11 protein-coding genes and 1 CRISPR repeat array are annotated in these 25,417 nt (G+C 56.8%); of the genes, 3 read left to right on the top strand and 8 right to left on the bottom strand.

Annotated features, from left to right (window positions below; translation table 11 throughout):
* Window positions 1-194 precede the first annotated feature (194 nt).
* Both glnA and ACT3TJ_RS00460 read right to left on the bottom strand, forming a co-directional pair.
* Window positions 195-1,601, bottom strand: coding sequence for a glutamate--ammonia ligase (gene glnA, locus ACT3TJ_RS00455; protein WP_172117682.1), 1,407 nt, complete (start codon window positions 1,599-1,601; stop codon window positions 195-197).
* Between the two features lie 488 nt (window positions 1,602-2,089).
* Window positions 2,090-3,118 carry an acyltransferase family protein gene (locus ACT3TJ_RS00460; RefSeq protein ID WP_193053627.1) on the bottom strand — a complete coding sequence of 343 codons (1,029 nt, stop codon included), beginning with the start codon at window positions 3,116-3,118 and terminating at the stop codon, window positions 2,090-2,092.
* Window positions 3,119-3,283: 165 nt separating this feature from the next.
* On the opposite strand from ACT3TJ_RS00460, the gene ACT3TJ_RS00465 reads away from it, so the two are divergent.
* Both ACT3TJ_RS00465 and ACT3TJ_RS00470 read left to right on the top strand, forming a co-directional pair.
* The gene (locus tag ACT3TJ_RS00465) at window positions 3,284-4,159 is read left to right on the top strand and encodes an alpha/beta hydrolase (protein ID WP_226912071.1); all 876 of its coding nucleotides are present in this window, start codon (window positions 3,284-3,286) and stop codon (window positions 4,157-4,159) included.
* A gap of 64 nt (window positions 4,160-4,223) precedes the next feature.
* Window positions 4,224-4,529 (top strand): hypothetical protein, encoded by a 306-nt coding sequence (locus ACT3TJ_RS00470; protein ID WP_087108882.1) that lies wholly within the window; start codon window positions 4,224-4,226, stop codon window positions 4,527-4,529.
* A 108-nt stretch (window positions 4,530-4,637) separates the two neighbouring features.
* Window positions 4,638-15,955: a CRISPR direct-repeat array (repeat unit 28 nt; unit sequence TTTCTGAGCTGCCTGGGCGGCAGCGAAC).
* Window positions 15,956-16,084: 129 nt separating this feature from the next.
* Here the strand turns inward: ACT3TJ_RS00470 and cas6f are convergent.
* The 6 genes from cas6f to cas1f are packed head-to-tail and all read right to left on the bottom strand — an operon-like array spanning window position 16,085 to window position 24,363.
* Window positions 16,085-16,654 (bottom strand): type I-F CRISPR-associated endoribonuclease Cas6/Csy4, encoded by a 570-nt coding sequence (cas6f, locus tag ACT3TJ_RS00475; RefSeq protein WP_193056573.1) that lies wholly within the window; start codon window positions 16,652-16,654, stop codon window positions 16,085-16,087.
* 3 nt (window positions 16,655-16,657) lie between these two features.
* Window positions 16,658-17,692 (bottom strand): type I-F CRISPR-associated protein Csy3, encoded by a 1,035-nt coding sequence (csy3, locus tag ACT3TJ_RS00480; protein WP_193056574.1) that lies wholly within the window; start codon window positions 17,690-17,692, stop codon window positions 16,658-16,660.
* Between the two features lie 27 nt (window positions 17,693-17,719).
* Window positions 17,720-18,691, bottom strand: coding sequence for a type I-F CRISPR-associated protein Csy2 (gene csy2, locus ACT3TJ_RS00485; RefSeq protein ID WP_193056575.1), 972 nt, complete (start codon window positions 18,689-18,691; stop codon window positions 17,720-17,722).
* The gene (csy1, locus tag ACT3TJ_RS00490; protein WP_193056576.1) at window positions 18,688-20,034 is read right to left on the bottom strand and encodes a type I-F CRISPR-associated protein Csy1; all 1,347 of its coding nucleotides are present in this window, start codon (window positions 20,032-20,034) and stop codon (window positions 18,688-18,690) included. Before csy1 ends, csy2 begins: the two co-directional genes overlap by 4 nt.
* A 31-nt stretch (window positions 20,035-20,065) precedes the next feature.
* Window positions 20,066-23,392 (bottom strand): type I-F CRISPR-associated helicase Cas3f, encoded by a 3,327-nt coding sequence (gene cas3f, locus ACT3TJ_RS00495; RefSeq protein WP_193056577.1) that lies wholly within the window; start codon window positions 23,390-23,392, stop codon window positions 20,066-20,068.
* The gene (cas1f, locus tag ACT3TJ_RS00500; protein ID WP_193056578.1) at window positions 23,389-24,363 is read right to left on the bottom strand and encodes a type I-F CRISPR-associated endonuclease Cas1f; all 975 of its coding nucleotides are present in this window, start codon (window positions 24,361-24,363) and stop codon (window positions 23,389-23,391) included. Before cas1f ends, cas3f begins: the two co-directional genes overlap by 4 nt.
* A gap of 153 nt (window positions 24,364-24,516) precedes the next feature.
* On the opposite strand from cas1f, the gene ACT3TJ_RS00505 reads away from it, so the two are divergent.
* Complete coding sequence (locus ACT3TJ_RS00505; protein WP_172117691.1) at window positions 24,517-25,170, top strand: hypothetical protein; 654 nt, start codon at window positions 24,517-24,519, stop codon at window positions 25,168-25,170.
* Window positions 25,171-25,417: the final 247 nt, after the last annotated feature.

Here is a 25,417-nt window from a genome sequence, read left to right on the forward strand (position 1 = left end):
TTCATCAGCATGCACGCCTTATGGGCGCCAAGCCTTGATTCAACGAGCGTTAAGCGCGCAACCTGCCATGGTGCGATCCACCACATGCACTATTTTAGTGCATGGAGTACCGTTAAGGCGCACCCTCTCACTGGTTAAGTGCAATAAAAAACCCCGCCGAAGCGGGGTTTTAGGGCTATCGCGTCAAAACGCGATTAGCAGCTGTAGTACATATCAAATTCGATAGGGTGCGTGGTCATGCGAATACGCTCTACTTCTTCCATCTTGAGTTCGATATAGGCATCAATCATATCGTCGGTGAACACGCCACCTTCGGTCAGGAACGCACGGTCAGCGTCGAGCGCTTCCAGAGCCTGGTCCAGGCTGTTGGCAACGGTCGGTACCAACTTGCCTTCTTCTGGCGGCAGGTCGTACAGGTTCTTGTCCATGGCATCGCCAGGATGAATCTTGTTCTTGATGCCGTCGATACCTGCCATTAGCAGGGCAGCAAACGACAGGTACGGGTTAGCGGTCGGGTCAGGGAAGCGGGTTTCAACGCGCTTGCCTTTGGGGCTGACCGTATAGGGAATCCGGATAGAGGCGGAACGGTTACGGGCGCTGTAAGCCAGCATAACCGGCGCTTCAAACCCCGGCACCAAACGCTTGTACGAGTTGGTAGAGGCGTTGGTGAAGGCGTTCAGAGCGCGTGCGTGCTTGATCACACCGCCGATGTAATACAGCGCCATTTCCGACAGGCCTGCGTATTCATCACCGGCAAACTGGTTCTGACCATCTTTCCAGAACGACTGGTGAATATGCATACCAGAACCGTTGTCGCCAACCAGCGGCTTGGGCATGAAGGTCGCGGTTTTGCCGTACGCGTGGGCCACGTTGTGGATCACGTACTTCATTTCCTGAACTTCGTCCGCCTTCTTCACCAGCGTATTGAATTTAACGCCGATCTCGTTCTGCCCCGCATTCGCCACTTCGTGGTGGTGAACTTCAACGGTCTGACCAATCGCTTCCAGGGTGTTACACATAGCGCCACGGATATCGTGGAAGCTGTCGACCGGAGGAACCGGGAAGTAACCGCCTTTAACGCGCGGACGGTGCCCCAGGTTGCCGCCCTCTACCTGATTACTGGTCGCCCAGGCGCCCTCGTCGGAAGAAATCTTGTACATGGAACCCTGAATATCAGACTTCCAATGTACTTCGTCAAAAATAAAGAACTCAGGCTCCGGACCGAAGAAAGCAGTATCGCCCAGGCCGGTGGACTCCAGGTACGCCTCAGCGCGCTTAGCAATAGAACGCGGGTCACGATCATAGCCCTGCATCGTGGCTGGCTCAATGATATCGCAACGCAAAATCAGAGTAGCGTCTTCGGTGAAGGGGTCGAGGAAAGCAGTGCCATCTTCCGGGCGCAGGATCATGTCGGATTCGTTAATGCCTTTCCAGCCCTCGATTGAGGAGCCATCGAACATTTGACCATTTTCGAAGAACTCTTCGTCTACATCGCGGGCAGGCACGGTAACGTGCTGCTCTTTACCACGAGTATCGGTGAAACGCAGGTCCACCCACTTAACATCATGTTCTTCAATTAGCGCGAGAGTCTTGGCTGACATTGTGCCTCCGATATGGGCGTGGCTTAAAGCATGTAACAGTAAGCTATCGATAAAAGTGTTATTAGACAAACCCCGTCATTCAATAAAGTACGTGCCTGACAGGCCTATCCTTTTTGTTCGCTTAACATTTGCCTGAAATTGAATCACACATCGCCTAGTGATCGTTTCAAACCGGCTATTGTTGTAGCACGCCGAGAGGCATCTGCCTACGGTGGCTAGCCGCTGACAAGTATAATGCAGAGAACATGCCAACCCTGCACCAAAATGACCGGAACAATTACTAACTTGTTGTTTTAATGAATAAAAAATCTGCGCCTACTTGCCTCTCTATGACGCATAAATATTTCCCGAGGCTTTTAAACACACACGGAGCTGTTTTTTTGACCCAAAATAGATCAAACATAAGCATAAACGCACCTAATTGGTGCATGGAAAGATAGTAGAGCGCCCCTCTCGGCTTCCAACCCACCGCACGGCGCGTCAACGCCCTATACTTTTAGCCGCTTGCCAAACATCATGGCCCCGGCTTTTGTGGTGTTCGCCATTTTACTGAGCAGGATAGAGCCCGTGGCACCCATTACTATCAGCAGCAGCACGTAAACCGTTATAGGCAACGCCAACGGCATCACCAACACATCGGTAATGGCAAAAAACATGGGGTGCGCCAGGTAAATACCAAACGAATACTGGTTGATATAGCGCACCCAGCGAGGCGCTGTGATGTCTTTTAAATAACGCATCGCTACAAGCGTTGAGAGCATGAACAGCGGTATCACCCACACTTCCTTGGATGAGAACTGCAGCCACCCCGCCACGCTGGCCGCGACCAGCAGACAAACCAACACGACCAACCACAAAGGCCACGACAGGTACTGCATCCATAAAGGCCGCAGCGGTGCCTGGACTCCACTATCAAAGGGGTAGTAACGCACCAGCACCAGGGCCAGAAAGAACAGATATATCCAGCCCAGAGGAGCCACCCAGAGCAGATACCCCGGCAGCGCCACACCCAACCAATACGCCACTCCCCAGTACGCCATACTCACCCAACAGCTCACCCACAGCCACGGCACCGGGTTAAAGCGCCACAGCTGCCAGCGGGTAAACAGCCAATAAGCGATATAAAACTGCATGGCGATAATCAAAAAATAACCGTGCCACCCGGCGAAAACAAAGTACGCCAGCGCATTAGCGACAAAGCCTACCGGCTCCCCTGCCACGTATAGCCGAACCCACTCGGCCGTCGAGTAGATAAAGCCATATACCAGATAAGGCAGCATGACGTACTTTACCCGTTGGGCCAAAAAGCCAGGCGGCACCGCCTTGTCATAGCGCATGGCAAACACAAACACTGAAATGAACAAAAAGATCGGCGTGCCCAATACCAGCGGCAGGCGCATTAGGTCGGTGGCCAGGTTATCCACACGCTGATTAACGTGGTCCAGCAAATGAAATAAAAACACGGCCACGCAGCCGTATGCACGCAACCAGTAAATTTCCTCTATCCTTTTATGCATACCTGCTCCGTGTATGCCTGACATTCGCCTGCGCTGAACAGTGTCGGCGGGTACGGTGTACGACGCTATAACCCTGCGATAATTCCCGGAGGCTGTTTGTCATTCCTCTCATTTTCACGTGTATTTCACGGGTTGTTACGTTCCTTGTTGACCAGCCTGACAGCCCTGGCGGGCCTATGGAGCCTGTTTAACACCGCCGTTGCTGGCGAGGTGCACTACGCCACCTTTGACTCGCCCACGCTGGGCCACGCCTACCCTTACACCGTGTATCTACCCGACCATTATGACGCCAATGCCGCCGAGCCTTACCCAGTGGTTTATCTGCTCCATGGCTCTTTTGGCAACGAACGAGACTGGCTAGCCAAGGGCAATCTTGCCCAAACCGCTGATCGTTTGATTCGCGCTGGGCACATTCCACCTGCCGTTTTTATCATGCCCGGTAGCCGCAGTTGGTGGGTAGACGGCCATAACGAAGCCGCCCGCAGCGCCTTTTTTAACGACCTAATGCCGCATATTGAAAACCAGTACCGAGTGGGTGCCACGCGAGCGCTTCGCGGCGTAGGCGGGTTATCCGCCGGAGGGTTTGGCGCGCTTAATTTTGCCCTGGAAAAGCCCGAGATGTTTGCCGCTGCCGCAGCGCTAAGCCCGGCAAGCTATCTTCCGTATCCGCCGAGCAATTCCTCAGCACATCGTCATCCCGCGTTTTTGGATGAACAAGGCCATTTTGATACGGCTTTATGGGACCAACTCAACTACCCCGCTTACCTTGAAGCGTATCGCATTAACGTAACGCCCCGGCCCAGCGCAGAAGAGAGCGACATCCCGATCGTGCCACTTTACATTAGCGCAGGCCGCAGCGATGTGTACGACGCCGAGTTTCACGCCCGTAAGCTACGCCAAGCCATGGAACGCATTCAACCTAATGATGTACGCTTGGACCTCTACCCCGGCGGGCACACCTGGCGCGTTTGGCGTGCCAGCCTACCTGCGGCCTTAACCTTTATGTTTCAGCATATTGGCAAAGGTCCCATTAACCAATAACTAGCAAAACTAATAAAAATCAAACTACACTTGTGTTTTTCGGCCCACTTACAAGGAAACCATGATGCATCGACATATCGAATGGGAAGACCCCGGCAAAGACAGCGTATCCAAGCTGTTTGCTAACGACCACCATGAACACGCCCGCATTGGCACCGGCGATATTTTATCCGCCCGCTACCAAGGCAAAATTGTCCACGTAAAAGTGGAAGCCTACCGAGAAGAAGACGCCGTGAGTATTGGCAGCGTTGCCGCCATCATGGACACCAAAGGCCACCATATTAAAGGCCTTCCTGATCTCAACATCGGTGATATTGTCCGGCTCCCCGATGACAAGCGCGCCTTTGAACACTGGGACAAGGATAAATAAGCAGTTTCAACACCGTTATTTCAAAGAGCCTCCATTGAGGCTCTTTTGCTTAAAGCTGAACGCTAGCGTTAATTTCAAGACAGCGCTAAAAGATAGTAACGCTTGTCTTTTCTCAGCTGCCTAGGCGGCAGCGAACCTGCTTAAAGCTGTCATGGCCATGACCATCTGTTTCTGGGCTGCCTGGGCGGCAGCGAACGTGGCAATGCGCTCCAGCAGCTCCAGCGTTGATTTCTAAGCTGCCTGGGCGGCAGCGAACCGGCTTCTTTCTGCTCCTCGGTAATTCCGGCGTTTCTAAGCTGCCTGGGCGGCAGCGAACAGACTCTCAGAACGGGCTACGTCGCTGGGAGTTTTCTAAGCTGCCTGGGCGGCAGCGAACGATCTCGCCGTTCTCAGCGGCGGCCAGCTGCTTTTCTAAGCTGCCTGGGCGGCAGCGAACTGGCAGCATAACCCACTGGTTAGTTAATGCCTTTTCTAAGCTGCCTGGGCGGCAGCGAACCTCCCCCGGCAAGCCGGTGATTGATGCCGATTTTTCTAAGCTGCCTGGGCGGCAGCGAACACGCCAGCTCTGACCCCGCCGTTAGCGGTATTTTTCTAAGCTGCCTGGGCGGCAGCGAACGCGGCGGATCTCGCCAAACGGGTAACCGCTCATTTCTAAGCTGCCTGGGCGGCAGCGAACTTCCACATCGTAAATGTAATCGGTTTTCGCATTTTCTAAGCTGCCTGGGCGGCAGCGGACGCTTGGCCACACCAAACTCCCGAGCAATCTCCTTTCTAAGCTGCCTGGGCGGCAGCGGACAAGCGCTGCACCCAACGGTTTGTTATGCGCTTTTTCTAAGCTGCCTGGGCGGCAGCGGACCTATTCGCAGGCTGGCATGCGATTGAGCGACATTTCTAAGCTGCCTGGGCGGCAGCGGACCATGCGCGATCTGATAGAGCGCGGTTTTCTGATTTCTAAGCTGCCTGGGCGGCAGCGAACTCGACGTCAAGGATGGTAAGCCGTGGCCCCAGTTTCTAAGCTGCCTGGGCGGCAGCGAACCTAGCGATGACCACCCCGGCAGAACTTGAATTTTTCTAAGCTGCCTGGGCGGCAGCGAACTGAGGGCGTAAGAAGGCCAATAGCATCAGTGATTTCTGAGCTGCCTGGGCGGCAGCGAACCAGCATACGCTAGGCCGCGCGGCGGATATCAATTTCTGAGCTGCCTGGGCGGCAGCGAACGCTTTCTTGGCCAGCTCTTCGGCGATGGTGGTTTTCTGAGCTGCCTGGGCGGCAGCGAACGAGTTCTGGGTGCATGAAGTGGGCTTCTTTCTTTTCTGAGCTGCCTGGGCGGCAGCGAACAAGCCACCAGAGGGAGTGCTAGACGACCTTTTTTTCTGAGCTGCCTGGGCGGCAGCGAACGTAAGCCGCTTGACCTCTTCCCCAGTGCGCTTTTTCTGAGCTGCCTGGACGGCAGCGAACCCAGCCGCCCAGCTGACCTGCAGCTGCTGGATTTTCTGAGCTGCCTGGGCGGCAGCGAACGCGAGGCGTTGGGCGTTTTGGGCTGCCCTTTTTTTCTGAGCTGCCTGGGCGGCAGCGAACTACCAAGAACGTGGCGTTGCGTGCCGGTGAGCTTTCTGAGCTGCCTGGGCGGCAGCGAACTTGGCAGAAGCAAAACGGAATGAGATTGTTGCTTTCTGAGCTGCCTGGGCGGCAGCGAACAAGCCCCAGCGCCAACTGGGGCTTTTCTTTTGTTTCTGAGCTGCCTGGGCGGCAGCGAACTGCCTTCGGATATAAGCACATCGTTGGTTATCTTTCTGAGCTGCCTGGGCGGCAGCGAACGAGCTGGAGGAACCGCTCGATGACGAGGCGCTTTTCTGAGCTGCCTGGGCGGCAGCGAACACTTGCCCGAGACACGCAGCAGCGGGAGTACATTTCTGAGCTGCCTGGGCGGCAGCGAACGCTCCCAGTCCAAGTGCATGGCGGTTTTGCGATTTCTGAGCTGCCTGGGCGGCAGCGAACTGTGGCATGAGCATAACTGCCGCCATGCTCCCTTTCTGAGCTGCCTGGGCGGCAGCGAACCCATCATCCAGCAGCACTTCCATAGAGTGGTTTTTCTGAGCTGCCTGGGCGGCAGCGAACCGATTCGTGGCGCTAACGGGCGACCGCGCGATTTTCTGAGCTGCCTGGGCGGCAGCGAACGATGGCGGTACGAACACCGTTGGCGTTTTCCGTTTCTGAGCTGCCTGGGCGGCAGCGAACTGTGAGGCCGAACTGGCCTAGTTCGCTGTCGCTTTCTGAGCTGCCTGGGCGGCAGCGAACGCCGCAACACGTCAGGACTAGGCGCATCATCATTTCTGAGCTGCCTGGGCGGCAGCGAACATAATTCAGATATGCCAGCGATGCCATTGAGCTTTCTGAGCTGCCTGGGCGGCAGCGAACGTAGGGTGTGCTATGTGATAGCTTATTCAGTCTTTCTGAGCTGCCTGGGCGGCAGCGAACCACTCTCTATATCGTTACCCGTTGCCGTCGATTTTCTGAGCTGCCTGGGCGGCAGCGAACACCGCCCGCAAAGCTATTGCGGCGCGACAAGCTTTCTGAGCTGCCTGGGCGGCAGCGAACGTAGCGCTATCATCGAAGGGTAATCCGATTGTTTTCTGAGCTGCCTGGGCGGCAGCGAACGCGTGTACAGCCTGCGCAACGTGCGTGGTCGCTTTCTGAGCTGCCTGGGCGGCAGCGAACATAGCGCCCTGCACTGTTACGCCCGGCAAGCGTTTCTGAGCTGCCTGGGCGGCAGCGAACGCCACATGACAGCCATGACCATTGTTGCTATTTTTCTGAGCTGCCTGGGCGGCAGCGAACTTGACTGGAGTGAATTTAATCATGCGTTTGACTTTCTGAGCTGCCTGGGCGGCAGCGAACGCGGATGCCGCCATTTCGCCCCTGAGCCAGCATTTCTGAGCTGCCTGGGCGGCAGCGAACCCACCCATGCCGAACATGCCTTGCATCTGTCCTTTCTGAGCTGCCTGGGCGGCAGCGAACCGTTTGCATACGCTTTCTGAATCGGTTATTGATTTCTGAGCTGCCTGGGCGGCAGCGAACTTCTACCCGCTCGGTAGGTGTGGCGTCGTCCCATTTCTGAGCTGCCTGGGCGGCAGCGAACGGAGCTGGGGCTGGGTGATCTGTTTTTCTCCGTTTCTGAGCTGCCTGGGCGGCAGCGAACTGCTGGCCTCTGCGACCTGGGCGAGAGTCTCATTTCTGAGCTGCCTGGGCGGCAGCGAACGCCACTTCCAGTTACAACCGGGGGTGGTCAATTTTCTGAGCTGCCTGGGCGGCAGCGAACCGCTCGAAAACCTCATGCTGCAGCAGCGTATCATTTCTGAGCTGCCTGGGCGGCAGCGAACCTGGCGAGACGTGAAAATCTTTTGAAAGATCATTTCTGAGCTGCCTGGGCGGCAGCGAACAGCGCAGCCCTTGTTCTGAATTCATACGGTCCTTTCTGAGCTGCCTGGGCGGCAGCGAACCTTCTTCAGCTGGTTCATAGATTGGACCCGGGTTTCTGAGCTGCCTGGGCGGCAGCGAACGTACCGCTTACTTACGTGGAGGTTTAACTTATTTTCTGAGCTGCCTGGGCGGCAGCGAACCTGATGAGGCTAGCTATGAAAAACGTGATGAATTTCTGAGCTGCCTGGGCGGCAGCGAACACCGCTTGCTGCTTGCCGAGCTGCATCATGCGTTTCTGAGCTGCCTGGGCGGCAGCGAACCCTGCGTTTAGTGCGTGGGACGTGCTTGAACTTTTCTGAGCTGCCTGGGCGGCAGCGAACGCAGGATGTTATCGAGTACCGGCGTGGGCGGCTTTCTGAGCTGCCTGGGCGGCAGCGAACTAGGGTGTCAATCTGACACCCCTTCTATATCTTTTCTGAGCTGCCTGGGCGGCAGCGAACCGAGGTGGTCAGCATTCGCGGCGCCGTCCAACTTTCTGAGCTGCCTGGGCGGCAGCGAACACCAACCTGCCCAGCGGTTTTCTGATTCCAGATTTTCTGAGCTGCCTGGGCGGCAGCGAACGGGAAAACCGCTAACTCCAACTACGGTGAGACTTTCTGAGCTGCCTGGGCGGCAGCGAACGCCGCATTTTGCAGCGCCCATGCTGAGTGGATTTTCTGAGCTGCCTGGGCGGCAGCGAACTTCTGTGACAATGCAGGGCTTGGCTACTCATGTTTCTGAGCTGCCTGGGCGGCAGCGAACATAAACATGGATCGAACATTGGAAAGTATCGAGTTTCTGAGCTGCCTGGGCGGCAGCGAACTGGTGCCAGTATATTCCGCACGCTTGACCAATTTTCTGAGCTGCCTGGGCGGCAGCGAACTTTGTGATGCCGGGGTCGTAGATCGGGTCGTCTTTCTGAGCTGCCTGGGCGGCAGCGAACCGGCAGCTTTTGAAACTGGCGGCTTGATTTCATTTCTGAGCTGCCTGGGCGGCAGCGAACTTAGGATTTGGGCAGACTGTGGATTGGTACATTTTCTGAGCTGCCTGGGCGGCAGCGAACAGCTCATGAACGCGGTTTCGCACTAGCTGCGCTTTCTGAGCTGCCTGGGCGGCAGCGAACTGGTACGTGTTGAAAGCCGCCAAGCGAAGAATTTTCTGAGCTGCCTGGGCGGCAGCGAACGTTAACTCCGAGAGCCTTAGCAGTGGATTGCTTTTCTGAGCTGCTTGGGCGGCAGCGAACTGCGTGCAGGCGCTCCATCCCCCGGCCGTCTGTTTCTGAGCTGCCTGGGCGGCAGCGAACAAACAGGCCCGGTTGGGGCGTGAAATGCGCGCTTTCTGAGCTGCCTGGGCGGCAGCGAACGGCGTAGTTCTATTTGGCGCCTTTGGGATTATTTTCTGAGCTGCCTGGGCGGCAGCGAACACAGGTGCAAACATAGACGTTGATAACCTTGTTTTCTGAGCTGCCTGGGCGGCAGCGAACAAGCTGAGCTTGATGGCGACCTGCCGGATGGTTTTCTGAGCTGCCTGGGCGGCAGCGAACGCCTGTTCTTCGGCTCCGGCGCGTTCGGTTACTTTCTGAGCTGCCTGGGCGGCAGCGAACTTTCAGTGGGTCTAGCTGGAGAGGGATGCCGTTTTCTGAGCTGCCTGGGCGGCAGCGAACGTACGCACAACGGCGCGCGGTAGCTCTGCGCTTTTCTGAGCTGCCTGGGCGGCAGCGAACCTGCCGCGCTGACACACTCGATGCACCGAGTGTTTCTGAGCTGCCTGGGCGGCAGCGAACGGCTGTCGGGCCTTTACGCCCTCGGCACCGATTTTCTGAGCTGCCTGGGCGGCAGCGAACCCATGACCGCTGCAGGCGGCGAGAACGTGCTATTTCTGAGCTGCCTGGGCGGCAGCGAACGGTGTCGAAAACGTCACGCTGCATAACTGGCATTTCTGAGCTGCCTGGGCGGCAGCGAACATCTTGCTCTGCGTCTTCGTGTTCATATGTCATTTTCTGAGCTGCCTGGGCGGCAGCGAACATGGATTGCGCCCTCGGCGGTTGTCTCAAACTTTTCTGAGCTGCCTGGGCGGCAGCGAACGATCACGATGGCCGCTACTACACAAAAGGCCATTTCTGAGCTGCCTGGGCGGCAGCGAACACTCCCCACAGCACCCAAACCCCGCCCGCCATTTTCTGAGCTGCCTGGGCGGCAGCGAACTTATTTCAAATATTCCCACGGCGCGCTGGGCATTTCTGAGCTGCCTGGGCGGCAGCGAACCAGATTGATTTGACCGTCACTGATAGGCCGCTTTTCTGAGCTGCCTGGGCGGCAGCGAACGCCTGCATTGAGAGCTACCGGCGCCCTGTCTGTTTCTGAGCTGCCTGGGCGGCAGCGAACTCGGGGTTGGCTAAACCTAACTCTGCCAACTCTTTCTGAGCTGCCTGGGCGGCAGCGAACAACCTGGATCGTCTAAACGACGCTGCCAAGCATTTCTGAGCTGCCTGGGCGGCAGCGAACGCGACAAGGCCCATCAGGAGATCGATGCGCTATTTCTGAGCTGCCTGGGCGGCAGCGAACTTTAACGGTCTATCAAAGCAGATCGTGAAGATTTTCTGAGCTGCCTGGGCGGCAGCGAACACGGATCTGGGCGAAGCGCATGGCGGCGCAAGTTTCTGAGCTGCCTGGGCGGCAGCGAACGCCGCGCTGCACTGGTTGGGTTTGATTGAAAATTTCTGAGCTGCCTGGGCGGCAGCGAACTCGGCAAGAAATTGCTCAGGGCTGAGCATTTCTTTCTGAGCTGCCTGGGCGGCAGCGAACTAATTAGCGTATGTGCTAATTATCTGGTGTGTTTTCTGAGCTGCCTGGGCGGCAGCGAACATACTCCAGTCTGCCCTGGGTGATCCGTTACATTTCTGAGCTGCCTGGGCGGCAGCGAACTGGTACTGGTACCATCCGTAAGGTAGAGAACTGTTTCTGAGCTGCCTGGGCGGCAGCGAACTGCGATGTTATTAATGAAGACGGTAGCATCAATTTCTGAGCTGCCTGGGCGGCAGCGAACGAGGATTATTTAGAGACTAGCTCTAAGATTCATTTCTGAGCTGCCTGGGCGGCAGCGAACACATGCATTCAGGATCAAGCCGACGTTGCTGTTTTCTGAGCTGCCTGGGCGGCAGCGAACACTCACGCTCAAGAACCGCTGCACGTTGCTCATTTCTGAGCTGCCTGGGCGGCAGCGAACTCGCGGGTTAGCAAATCCCAATCCTCTGGATGTTTCTGAGCTGCCTGGGCGGCAGCGAACAGCCTTCCCGACGATGGCGGCCATGTTCCGTTTTTCTGAGCTGCCTGGGCGGCAGCGAACACGCGCCCCCAATGCAAACGATCCATCTTGCATTTCTGAGCTGCCTGGGCGGCAGCGAACCTCTCTGTGGTGCGACTCCATTCTCTCAAACATTTCTGAGCTGCCTGGGCGGCAGCGAACAGGAGAGGCTAGCGGCCAGCATTCTCGGTTAGTTTCTGAGCTGCCTGGGCGGCAGCGAACAATGCCGAGGTTGATAATCTCACTGCTATGCATTTCTGAGCTGCCTGGGCGGCAGCGAACTGGAAACCCCAGTAGGGCTATTAACATCACAGTTTCTGAGCTGCCTGGGCGGCAGCGAACGCTTATTTTGTCGGCGCTGAGGCATAGAATTATTTCTGAGCTGCCTGGGCGGCAGCGAACAACTAGGCTCGCAGGGGGCCACCCCTTCTATTTTTCTGAGCTGCCTGGGCGGCAGCGAACGCGAAGCCTATCAGCGCCGCACGGTGCCCCATTTTCTGAGCTGCCTGGGCGGCAGCGAACGCCGCCCTTTAGCAGGTACACGCGGCCATGCATTTCTGAGCTGCCTGGGCGGCAGCGAACTGGCCTGCCGAACCTCGGCAAGCTGTTCGGGGTTTCTGAGCTGCCTGGGCGGCAGCGAACAGCTTATTTTGTCGGCGCTGAGGCATAGAATTTTTCTGAGCTGCCTGGGCGGCAGCGAACTCTACATGAAGGCGCTGGCCGTCGTGGGTTTGTTTCTGAGCTGCCTGGGCGGCAGCGAACGACGAGTTCGCCGAGGTGAGGCAAGATGTGACTTTCTGAGCTGCCTGGGCGGCAGCGAACGTGTTCCCATGCCCTGCTCAGTGGCGTCATGATTTTCTGAGCTGCCTGGGCGGCAGCGAACTTCGCGGTACTTGCGGCGGGCCTGTTTGAGCTTTTCTGAGCTGCCTGGGCGGCAGCGAACCCGTGCGCGGGGCACCTACGGGTGCGCCGGGTTTTCTGAGCTGCCTGGGCGGCAGCGAACCGAAGAGGAAATTGATGCGCTAATCCAGCAATTTTCTGAGCTGCCTGGGCGGCAGCGAACTAATCGTGTGCGCACACCATCATTTTCATCCATTTTCTGAGCTGCCTGGGCGGCAGCGAACGCTGAGCTGCACGTTCGAAGATCGTCGGCTCATTTCTGAGCTGCCTGGGCGGCAGCGAACACTCCGTTACCCAGAGGGTAATGCTTTTCCTTTTTCTGAGCTGCCTGGGCGGCAGCGAACTGGTAGCGGCTACCGACGAGGGGTAGTCCAGTTTTCTGAGCTGCCTGGGCGGCAGCGAACACACGTACTTAAAAGCGAATGGCAAAGCCCAGTTTCTGAGCTGCCTGGGCGGCAGCGAACGCGGTTGCAGTTAAGAATAAAGTTAGCCGTCATTTCTGAGCTGCCTGGGCGGCAGCGAACTCACCCTCCCCATCACAGCCAGATATAGAGGGTTTCTGAGCTGCCTGGGCGGCAGCGAACCAGCAGGACCGCATTCGCGCTATTGATCAAGATTTCTGAGCTGCCTGGGCGGCAGCGAACCGATGTTCTTCAAAGGCCCACACGGCGGCGTCTTTCTGAGCTGCCTGGGCGGCAGCGAACTGGGTGAAAGCATGATGCCCGACTACCCGCCTTTTCTGAGCTGCCTGGGCGGCAGCGAACGTCACCGAACACGCCATGGTGGCCGCCTTGTTTTTCTGAGCTGCCTGGGCGGCAGCGAACCCTGTTATTGCTGACCGATCGTCACCCGAACATTTCTGAGCTGCCTGGGCGGCAGCGAACTAAACGCAAGTCTAACTGTTCAAAATCTTCTTTTTCTGAGCTGCCTGGGCGGCAGCGAACCTACGAGCGCACGCAACTCATCGACTGTTTTGGTTTCTGAGCTGCCTGGGCGGCAGCGAACCAGATGATCGATCACATCGCGCTGGATTTGCTTTTCTGAGCTGCCTGGGCGGCAGCGAACCTGGCAGAAGCCAATGACTTGACCGATGAACATTTCTGAGCTGCCTGGGCGGCAGCGAACGCTTCATACCTCGCCCTCCCGCATCTTCAACTTTTCTGAGCTGCCTGGGCGGCAGCGAACCTATCCAGTGCGCCACTTCCCCGCTCGCTGCTTTTCTGAGCTGCCTGGGCGGCAGCGAACTCCCGATGATTGCACCCGGTGCATCGCTAAACTTTCTGAGCTGCCTGGGCGGCAGCGAACGGTTTCCGGGTCGTACACAGCTGATACGTCTTTTTCTGAGCTGCCTGGGCGGCAGCGAACCTGCGCTTTGTCGTCGAGAACGTCGGCGAAGTTTTCTGAGCTGCCTGGGCGGCAGCGAACTCCATGCGATTGAAAACGACATCGATCTGCTTTTTCTGAGCTGCCTGGGCGGCAGCGAACCTTTTGAAAAGGCGGGTTGTACTCAGGCGGTATTTCTGAGCTGCCTGGGCGGCAGCGAACTTTCCTCGCTCCCCGTAAATGTAGCGCCTTCAGTTTCTGAGCTGCCTGGGCGGCAGCGAACCACCGGGCAGGAAAGCCCTGTTCGGAATTATATTTCTGAGCTGCCTGGGCGGCAGCGAACGCTGGACGCAGCATGGATGCCGTCACGCAGCATTTCTGAGCTGCCTGGGCGGCAGCGAACAGAAAAGCAGCAAGACCAAGGCCGCCCACTGATTTCTGAGCTGCCTGGGCGGCAGCGAACCATGATCATGATGATGGATATGTGCGCCGTGATTTCTGAGCTGCCTGGGCGGCAGCGAACACGGCAATTCCGTCGAGCGTCAGCGACCACATTTTCTGAGCTGCCTGGGCGGCAGCGAACTGGCAGGAAATCAACGGCCTGATTCACTCCGTTTTCTGAGCTGCCTGGGCGGCAGCGAACTTCCACATTGTAAATGTAATCGGTTTTCGCACTTTCTGAGCTGCCTGGGCGGCAGCGAACGTGTACTCTTCCGAGCTATGCAGCATGATCTCTTTCTGAGCTGCCTGGGCGGCAGCGAACAGGCACTGGCTGCGCAGTTACAAATTGACCAGTTTCTGAGCTGCCTGGGCGGCAGCGAACTTCCACATCGTAAATGTAATCGGTTTTCGCATTTTCTGAGCTGCCTGGGCGGCAGCGAACCGGCAAGAAATTGCTCAGGGCTGAGCATTTCGTTTCTGAGCTGCCTGGGCGGCAGCGAACGCTCTTTACGCAATCGGCATAGATGTCGATCTTTTCTGAGCTGCCTGGGCGGCAGCGAACGTGGCGTTCTTGAGTTGCCGCTCAACTTTCGTTTTCTGAGCTGCCTGGGCGGCAGCGAACACAGCTACGGTGCCGGTTTCATTGTCGCTAACTTTCTGAGCTGCCTGGGCGGCAGCGAACGAAGGTTTTGATCTCAGCGCCCAAGTAGGAAATTTCTGAGCTGCCTGGGCGGCAGCGAACGCCACAAAGCCTATACCGCCTGCGTTATTAACTTTCTGAGCTGCCTGGGCGGCAGCGAACTCGCCATGGGCGCATCAATCGTGGACTCCATCTTTCTGAGCTGCCTGGGCGGCAGCGAACTATTTGATATCGCTCGATCAACACGCCTCCTTTTTCTGAGCTGCCTGGGCGGCAGCGAACAATATTGGCGTGCGCGCTGCGGCAAACGTATCTTTCTGAGCTGCCTGGGCGGCAGCGAACGAGGTGCTGGAGCTGTTGACGGAGTATCCAGATTTCTGAGCTGCCTGGGCGGCAGCGAACGCCTTGGTTTAAAGTACATCTTTCCTGTGTCTTTTCTGAGCTGCCTGGGCGGCAGCGAACCGAACTCAGGTTGAAAACTTCCCCGGCCGCGTTTTCTGAGCTGCCTGGGCGGCAGCGAACCGTGCGGCGCGTGCGCGACGGTCTGGCAGATTTTTCTGAGCTGCCTGGGCGGCAGCGAACGTTAGCAGGACGGCGGCGGCTTTTGATTTGTATTTCTGAGCTGCCTGGGCGGCAGCGAACGGTTACCATACCTGCATCCCCATGACTGACGCTTTCTGAGCTGCCTGGGCGGCAGCGAACACGGTAATGGCACGATTCCCCAGTTTGCAAACTTTCTGAGCTGCCTGGGCGGCAGCGAACGGTATGACCACGGCCAGAGTGTATTGCACTTATTTCTGAGCTGCCTGGGCGGCAGCGAACATATCCTAAAGCAGGACGATGGTTTGATGATATTTCTGAGCTGCCTGGGCGGCAGCGAACTGCCGTATCTGCCCGATACGCTGCTGGGTCAATTTCTGAGCTGCCTGGGCGGCAGCGAACAATACCAACAACCGTTGTCCCAGCCATGGCGATTTCTGAGCTGCCTGGGCGGCAGCGAACACAAAACGACGGGTAGCGAGTTCCTGTTCTATTTTCTGAGCTGCCTGGGCGGCAGCGAACGAGAAGATTGCTCGCGACACATGTATTCAGGATTTCTGAGCTGCCTGGGCGGCAGCGAACGCTTCTCTGTCAGCTGCTCAGGGCAGTTTGTGTTTCTGAGCTGCCTGGGCGGCAGCGAACCTGGAAGCTGTCAAACGGGATCATCTCTTGCTTTTCTGAGCTGCCTGGGCGGCAGCGAACCCAGCGAGGCCTACAGCCCTAGCCGTGCCATGTTTCTGAGCTGCCTGGGCGGCAGCGAACCAAGTTACAGCCCTGCGTTAACAGGGCTGGGTTTTCTGAGCTGCCTGGGCGGCAGCGAACTAGAGCTTACCAAAAATAATCTACTGATTGTTAAAGAGCTTTGCCCAAAAAAAGCGGTATCACCCTTTTCTGGGAGATACCGCTAAGTGGTTGATTAATCGCGGCCCTTATTCATACAAAGAAAAAGGGTCAAAACCAGGGCACGGTGGCGCTACTGCTTAATCCATAATGGTTAAATGTGCCTGCCACCGCTTTTTCCTGCGGCTTTCCATGTTCAATGAATAAGCAAAAGCGCTGCTGTGTAGAGCGGCTATTGATCTGCACAAACGGCAGCTCAATACGCTTTTCCGCTACTTTTGCGTAGATATCACGCGCTGCTTCTTCTGAAATGTCATGCCGCTTGGCATAGCGCTTCGCACGGCTGGGGCTTCCTGTATTGAACTGCTTGCGCGCGACGTTGATATGCTTCGCATTGGTCGGGGTCGCCAACGCGTCACTAACACTAACGTGATCACGCATGCCGGTTAGCCACTGAACAGCCATCAGTTGTTCAAGGCTCGCTTGGGTGCCGTGCAAGCGTAGGTGCCCGCCCAAGCTGCGGGCGCGAACGCCGTGTTTACACAGCGGAAAGCTGACGCCGATAGCATTTGATTCCAGATCGAAAAGCGCCCGATGCAGCTTGTTATAAAGCGCGCCCATCAGCATTGGCTCGGGAAAATCCGGGTCTGGCCTTAGGCGGATATCGATATAGTGATCCATGGCTTACCCCGCATCGCCGAACACGCCGCCGCGAATCAGGGTGGCCATTACAAAATGCTGCTGCTCGGCGGGCGGAACCTGGTCTTTCAGCAGCCAGTTATCCAGCAGGTTGTAGAAATCCACTTTCTGTTTAGGCTGACGATAAGCCGTACCCTGTGTGGTCACCGAGCCGTAGGGCTCGACAGCGATGGGGCCTAGATCGCCGCCATCTTCCGGCGCCGGGTACCAGGTATCGATAGTGCGCAAGGCGTTCCCAAGTTTCTGGGAGTGAATAGCCGCCCGCTTGTCGGCGCCGATGCTGTAGAGCGTCTTGCTCTTGTCGCCACGGGAGCGGTCCAGAATCAGTTCCTGCGAAGGGAATACTTCTTGACCGGCGCCAATACGGGCGAACGCGACAACATCAAGCAACAGGTACTGCTTGCCTGCCAACGCTTGGGCGATAGCGGCCCCCAGCTCTTGGGTCTGTTTATCGCCGCTAAAGTCGCGAGTGGATTGTCCAAGTGCATCGAAAGTCCAGCTCTTTTCCGGCTGGCCCTCCTTCATCTGGCTGACGACAACCTCAACCTCCTCAGCGCCCATGCGATTGCGCCACAGGAAGCGGCCATTGGCAAGATTGCAGGCGTAGCGATGAGCCAGCTCGTCGAAGCCGTGTTCGCTCACGTAGCCCGATACTGTCTGCGCCAGTTTCTTCTGATATTCAGCGTTATTGCAGGCAGAAGGTGTACCGGCGCCAGCCAGTACCCGTAGCGTAAAGCGAACCGCCAGCGTATCGGCGTCGTGAGGCAAGGTCGCGACATCTACTGTTTGGAGGTTGGGGTTCTCAATAGCGGCATCGAGTTTGAGCGGGTCTTGGTCCTTGGCTTTCAGACGATTGGAAATCGTACCGCGCACCGATTTTTCACGTACCGGTACGAAGTTCCATTGTGCCACCTGCGCGCGGTCTTCCCAGTTTCCGGCACGGAACAGCGCGTCGGAAGGATCGAGCTTGCGCTCGAAAGCGAGCACAGAAGCGGTTTTGAGTGTGTCATTCTTGGCCATGTCGTTTCCCCTTTGATTAGTCTTGTGTCAGCGCTTGGAGTAGTCGTTTTGCAGACGATAAATACCGCGATCCAGGTCGTTCTCCACGAACCACATCAGATCCTCGGGTGTTTGAAAGCGATGCGGGCTTACCCACTCGCCAATGGAGTAGAGGCTTTCCACGAATTGGAATGGCACCTTAGGGTCGCGGGCGTTGGTAACATCGCCGGGCGCGTATAGCTCCGAGATAGCACCGTAGCCAACCGGAATCGGCACTAGCCAGCCGGGGTAAGGGCGGCGCACGTTCCATCGCACCACCTCTTTCTCTTTGTCGTCGTTGTTGCCCTTCACCTGCTCGACGTGACATTCGTGGTTAAGCCGGGAGAGGTCGAGCCAGGCGTCCAGCGCCGTGGCGCTTGCATCGTGAGCTTTTAGCGTGGCGGTGTGTTCAGCAAGTAGATCGTCACGCAGCACCAGTGCAAAACCGGGTAGAAGATGACGCTTGAGGCGCTGCCACTGTTTTTTTCTGTCTACTTCAATGGCGCTAAAGCTGATCAGCTCCGGGCGGTGGCGCTTTTGAGTATCGAGCGAAGGCATGACGCTGCCACCCGCGATACGCATGCCCTGAACCTGCTCGTATAACGTCTGCGCAATAGCACGACGGCGCTCGGCACTGCCAAGGTCGTCGCCTTCCGACTCCACGCCAATCAATAGGCTGACTTCCAAGTGCGCACGCCCTTCTTCAACAATGGCGGCTGTAGCGCCACTCTTGTCGACCGGGTTACGCGTCAAGTGAAACGCCTTGATGAAACCGCCTTCGGTCACTTGTGGCTCGATGTGGTGGCACACCACACCAATCTCGTTAAAGACCAGTTTGATGTCGTCGGGCAGGTTGCGCTCCAGCACTTGCTGAACGCCGACGAACGCGCTCATGGCGGGAAAGCCCCAGGTCATCGGGCTGGAAATAGCATTGGCGTTCTGGATACGCAGCCGAGGAAGCAAAAGGAGATGATCAATCATGAGGGCTCTCCCAAGAGGCTTTCGTCATCGTCGCGCAAAGCGTCTTGCAGATCGCCCAACTGCCGGTGGAAATCTTCAATGACTGCGCCAACCTGCTTTTGCCAGTAGGCATGTTCGGGATCACCCATGCTCAGCTTACTTTTATAACCAAGTTCATGGTTGAGCCATCCTGCCGCACGATCACTGATAACCTCGTGCCAATTGGATTGCCGTCGAGCCTGATCGAAGTCGGCATCTATATCCGCACGCCCCGGATCAAGCCAAAACTTTTCCTCGGCGACCAGCTCACACTTTTTATCAGTGGTCCAACCGGGCGCTAGTGAGTGCATGTCAAAGGTAAATAGCGTCAGCTCGTCGACCAGCATGGCGGTATAGTCATCACGAAGATCTCGCGTGTGCATGTTTTTGGCGGGATCAGTTTCTAAAAAGCGTTTTAGCTCGTAGAGAATTTTCCAAGCGTTAGGGCGGCGCTTAAAGGCTCGAAATGCCTCGCGCATGGGTGGATAGATGTCACGTGATTGCCAATGAGGCGGGAGCGAAGCAAGCAGGTAATTCTGCCCACCACGCTCGCTGTTAAGCTGAGAAATATTTTGTGGCTTGGTGCCGCCCAACTTCTGTACGGCCAGATTGAGATAGTCACTGTAACCACCCTCGAAGGCAGCACCATCGCGGCGGGCCTTGCGCCCGCCCTTGGCGTGTTCGCCGAAGCGCGCCTCGCTGAGCTGGGCATGGAACGGGTGCGTCAAGGCGGTGGCATACAGCGGAGCCAGTAGATGATAACCGGCGTCATCGGCAGGCTCATCACCCACCTGCCAGTACACCTGTTTGCCCCGCGCATGTGAACTAGGCGTTCCTTTTGGCTCAACGATATTGGCAAAGGCACGCGCCCACTCCTGCGCTTCTTCACGGTCCTTACTGAGCGCATTGATTAGTTCACTATCCTGGTCAAGCGCCCGTTCCAGCAGCGAACGTCCTTGCCATTCGAGCTTCAGAAACTTGTAGACATCAAGGGCGGCTGCGTTTCCCGTGACATCCCCTTGGAAGTTTTCAGGAAGGCAGTGGCTACCTACGAGATCACCTTGGTCAAGCGAGCGGGGCTCCACGTAAAGATTGGTGCCCTTGGCATCCGGATGGACCGCCTTGAGCGAATGCGTGACGACCTGAAGCTGACTGACACGCCGCGCGGCATCGGCCAGCCAAGTTTGCGGCGCGAACTGCTCTTGTAGCTTGAGATAGACGGGATCATCCGGCGTAAGCTTTTCTGTTTTGGTCGCAAAGCGGTTCTGAATGAAGTCATGAATAAGCGCTTTAAGCGATAACGTTTCGTTTGGTGGTTCAGTCATAACGCTCCTTTCCCCTGTTTTTAGTTTGAGTTTACTTTTTTCTCACAAACCCCAACGCAGGATGAAAATGCCATCCGTAAGGGGCGTAGTCGGTTTTCAGTCGAATGCGGCCAAAGCGCTTGGCGCAGCGTTCAAGGCTCATGTCCACGGCGTCCGCTTGTTCTGTAAGAGCCGTCATATAGTCCGGTTCGTTCCAAGGCGTGATGCGCGGATTTTCCAATAGCGTATCCGGCAACCGATCCAGTTCTCGCTCTGCAGGGGTCAGCTTCTCTTCAAGGCCGCTCTGTTCGATGCTGTAAAACAGGTAATCCTCTTCCGCCTCATCCGGCAGCAGCACAAATTCGCTCTCTTGGGCGTTATCCTCGCGAAATGGGGCGTGTTGTAGAGCAGCGGCGCTGAGTGTCATCGAGGCAGGCCGATAGAAAAGATAAGCACCGAGATCGACCTTGGGCGCCTCGCCCCGGCGCTTGCGTCGCCTTGGCGCGTCTGACGGCTCTGCGCCTTCAACCATCAGCGAGGCCAGCCGCGCGTGCTCCAAGTCAACCAGCTTGCCGGTGGGGGCAAGCGACTCAGCGAGTGTCAGGCGTGGACGTGAATCAATCGGATCGATTTCATTTTCACGTAGCAGATCGGTGAGCCTGTGCGTACTTAATGGCCAGAATTGCTCGGTCTCAAAGCCTGGGTGGCTGAAAGCGGGTCGCCTTCCTTCAAGATGTTTCACGTTGGTATCAAGCAGCGCGATATTGGGTTTACTGACAGCCGTTGGACGATGGCGGCGAACGCGCCCTGCCAGTTGGATAATCGAGCGCATGGAAGACGGCTCAACGATAGCCCAATCGTAATCGTGATCGCGCCCTACCTCAGTAACGGGCGAGCCCAATACGATAAATAAGTGATCGGCTGCCTCGCCCTTTAACTGCGTTTGAATATCCGGCTGCGTAAAAACGCCCCATTCATCTCGGCGGTCCAGCACACGATCAAGCCTCGCCTCCAGCCGCGAGCGCAGCAGTAGTGGAAACTGCGAGTGGTAAACGCATAGATGAACCTGTATACCGTCGGGAATTTCGGATCGATAAAGCGCCTGCGCCACGGCGACCAGTGGCGCAATATTGGCCATGCGTACCAAACCGAAACTAACCCGTTTTTCGCTTTGCGGATCTTGCGTGTGATGCACCTTGTGCAACGCGATGGCTTGGTCAATTACCGTTTGTGCCAAAGCGCCAGCGATGGCTTCCAGTGATGAAGGCGCCGAAAAAGGCACGAGGTAACCACGGCGTAGTGGCGGCTGAGACGCTAGTTTGGCAGCACGCTTGCGGGCAAACGTATCGTGTGCGGCATCAAAGCGTGCGCCATCGGCACAGCTTTCCTGTGTGCAGCTGTGCTCATCAAACCAGGCACAAACCGGCTCGACGGGCGCACCCGGCTCACCCCGGTGCCGCTGGTATTCAGCACGGCCCTCTCGGTAGGCGTCAAAAAGGCCGCGAACTAGCGCAGGAGGCAGCGTGGCGGAAGAAAGCAGTACCTTTGAACCCAACATGCCCGCCCAATAGACCAACCTTGTAAGCGCAGGCAAATCAGCAATATCGAAGTCGTCCGGCTCATCCAGCACCAGGTCGCTGCTCATCAGGCGCAGCATCGGGGCGATCTGATGGCCGCCACGCAGGCTTTCGGTGGCGGGTACCAGATGATCAATCGTAGAAACGAGAATGGGGGCACAGATGAGGGAACGTGCACGAGGATCGGCCACCGCCTTGCTCAAGAGAGGGTGCGTATCCACGTTGCCTTCGAAGTGAACATGGCTTTGCTCGTCTAACAAATCAGCCCGCGAATCCGAACCACCTTGCGCCTGCAGGTGCTCGAACAGCGCACGGCTGGCAGACCCGCCCACGCGTACTGCAAGATCATCGCTGCCCAGCCCCAAGCGCTCACGGTAGGCTTGCCCCGTTTGCAGCGTTAGCGTGCGAAGCCCCAGCGCAATCGAAAAGCGCGCGCCAAGGTCAGGCTCGCTCAGACCATAAATGATTCGCCCGTTGGCAATCGTCTTGCCACACCCAGTCGAGGCCATGTTGATACCGAAAAAGCCTTGGCGGTGGCTTTTCTCACGCAAGCCTACGGCTAAATCATAGGCTTTATCCTGCCAGCGAAAACGCGGGTTTTTACTACGGGCCTTAAACCCTTTATGCCCGGTAATACCACTCATCGCCTTGGTCATATCAGGTAAGCGGTGAACAATTTCCCCCACTGCACGTGTCACACCCAGCAAATGCTCCGTTAATGGCTGGCTCATCTGGCGCTTGCCGTTAACCGTTGCCGTATTGGCATACAGCGTTTTCTTCCAAGGCCCGGTTAGCCGCCCCATCCCCGTCAGGCTGGAGTAGTAATGATCCGCCAGCATCAATGCCATACGGGCCAAGTGCATCACGTAAGGAGATTCAAGCGGGGGCTGTGCAGTCTGTAACTTTCCTAGCTGGCGGGCCAAACGCTGTGCCCGCTCGCGCCACGTTTTTTCCGTTACCGGCAAGCCGTGAAGAAAGCGCCAGTAAGGGGCTACGTCTTTCTCGGCAGCGGGTTCCACGCGCTCGTTCCAAGCGGCGGTAATAGCCTTTGGCAACGTTGGCAAATTACCTGTATTGAGTGGCGCTTTGGCGCCTAGCCATTTCTGGTTGCCATCATCATCGTAAGCGGGTAAAGCGGGAAGACGGTGGTGACTGACGATCAGCCAACCAATCGCCGCTGCCAACGGAGGTAAATGACCGAATGGCTGCACTTGCCCCGAATCATCCGGCGCGTCACACCGGAGGGTTTCAAGCCAGTGGGCATCGTCTTCTTCATCGAAGCTTTCAAGACGAGAAAGCCACGCAGCATCGTCATCTTCGCCAACGAAAGCCTCCAGCAAGCGCAGCGATACCCACTCATGGCGGTAACGATTGCGGCCTTCAAGTTTGCCCTGCAAGCGAAGCTGAAAGGCCTCGCTGGCCTTACCCAAATCGTGAAAGAGCGCGGCCACCGAGGCCAGCAGATGAATCAGCTGGCCGCTGTGCCAATCGTTTTCGTCTTCTGCACGCAGGATATTACGCCGCGTGGTATTGGTCGGCGTAGCACCGCGCCGGTTGAACTTCGCGGCATCCCCCACTACCCAAACCAGCTCGCTGTGGTCGTGGCCACGAATCCAGTGGCAGGCCACGGCGGTGTTCTTGCGGGCGGATTTGCGCAGCAGTTTACGCAGCGTATCCAGCCCCGCTTGGGTGATGGGCGTTTGCCAAGTGCGGTCCCCACGGCGCTCGGCGAACTGGTCGAGAATGCGGCGGGTTTCTTTCAGCGCATTTTTATTGCACTGGGAAATCAGCAGCACGTTCATGGTTCACCGCTCCCTAGCGCTTGTGCCACGTCCTTGAGCGTGTCGATCATAAAGTCGAGGGATTCAGTGCGCGTTAAGCGCTCAATACATGCTTGGCGAAATTCTTGTTCTTCATCACCGCGCATGGCGGAGATAAACGCCTGAGGCAAAATAACGGCGTCCTTGACTAGGTCTGCCACGTCAAACACCAAGCCGCCCCGGCGGGTTTTACCATGCAGTACGGCAAGGCCATGCGGAATGCCCAGCACCCACGTGGCGGTCGCGGCCAAGCCGTAAGCCAGATAGTTGCCGTGGTCGAGAAAGCGGTTGGCGGGGTCGGCGCCTGTGCCACGTTTGGCACGGGTGAAGTCGCCGTAATCGGTGGCATTAACCGCCAATTTAAAGAGCGTTTTGGTTAAGCGTGCTTCCAGCGTCAGTAAATCCACGGTACTGGGCGCTTGTGTGATCGCTTGGCGGTGGTGATGAAGTGCGCTGTGTAGATGCTCCTTATCAATATTGAATCCAGCATCTTTCATTACGCGGTTTGTCCAAAGCGCTTCAATACGCGTTAAACGGGCTTGCTGGAATGCCCGAGCGGCGTTTAGGCGCTTTACATCGTCAAACCAGAAGCGCACCCAGTATTGAAGATACTCGGTGGGCCGGTACTCGCTTTGCGGGGTCAACCAAGCGACGTCTACATCGACTTCATTGGCAGCGAACAGCGGCGTGCCACCACCCCCACAGAACCCAACCAACACGCCTGCTTTGGCCAGTTCGCGCATAGCAGCTTGGGTAATGGAGGTGCCGGTGCCCAAAAGTAGCGAGGTGGTATTGGCGATGGGGATATTCCAGTAGCGCGATTTGCTCCCCTCATCGGTGACATACTCAACACGACCACCATTGACCAGCACCCGACAGTGCTGCAAGTAATAGAGATTTGCACGCTTGGAGTGCAGGATAGTTTTTAGATCTGATGGTGAGAAATCATCCATTACGTGCGCCTCTTGCTCTTTTCAACATCTAACCATCCTTCGCCTTTAAGCGCCATTGACCTTAGTCATACTTAACGTCAGGCTTCCGTGAAAATCCCCTTCCAGTACATGCTACGCTTAATGCCATCCCCCTTTGATGACAGGACTTTCCCGATGCGTTTACACCCTCTTTTAGGCGTACTGCTGTGCGTTGTGGCACTGCCAGCTTTGGCGCAAACAACCGATGAGTGGGCGGGTTATGACGATGTATTTGAGCGCGGTGCGCGGCAGGCCAATGTGTGGGAGTGGGGTTGGACAGGTATTTATGGCGCAAGCCTTGTGGTGGATGCTTACCAGGCCAGCGAAGCAAGCGACCGCGATGACCGTTTTGATGCGCGGATCGGTGTGGTGAAATCAGCCTTGGCGCTTGGCGGGGTGTTGTTGGATAGCCAGCCACACCAGGCGGCGTTGGCGCAGTACGAGCGTTTAAAAGCCCGTGGCGAGCTAAGCGGTGTGCAAGCGCTGGGATTGGAACTTGCCCAGGCCGAACGGGCACGCCGTGGCTGGGGTGAGCGGGTGAACTCACTGGTGATCAACAGCATTGCGGGCGGTATTATTGCGGCCGATGGCCGCGAGCGCGACGGGGCGATGAACTTTGCCATGGGCATGCTGGTCAATGAACTTCAGATTTGGACCCAGCCCAACCAGGCGTCTTCCGCTATTAACCGCTTTCAGCCCGCCCGCGTTTCGCTTGGCCCAGTGACGATGGACGGCGAGTATGCGCTGCTGGTCTCTCCCCAGCAGATTAGCGCTACATGGCGTTACTAAAACGCCCTGTGGATAAGTTACTTTGGGATGAGTGTGTACGCGCGTTTGTCATTGTCACGACGCGGTAAGCACGTAAAATATTCAGCAATTTTTTTGGCTTCGCCAATTGTTATGTTATAACTTATTCTATTATTAAGAGGGTACTCTGTGAGTCATCGCACGCACCGCCATAACCGGGAGGGGCCTTGCCACTTCTCTTTAATGTCATTGTCGGCCACGAAACGGCTGCTACTGGTGACGATACCGC

The sequence above is a fragment of the Halomonas sp. AOP30-A1-24 genome (genome assembly GCF_052378165.1).
GTDB classification, from domain to species: Bacteria; Pseudomonadota; Gammaproteobacteria; order Pseudomonadales; family Halomonadaceae; genus Vreelandella; species Vreelandella citrativorans.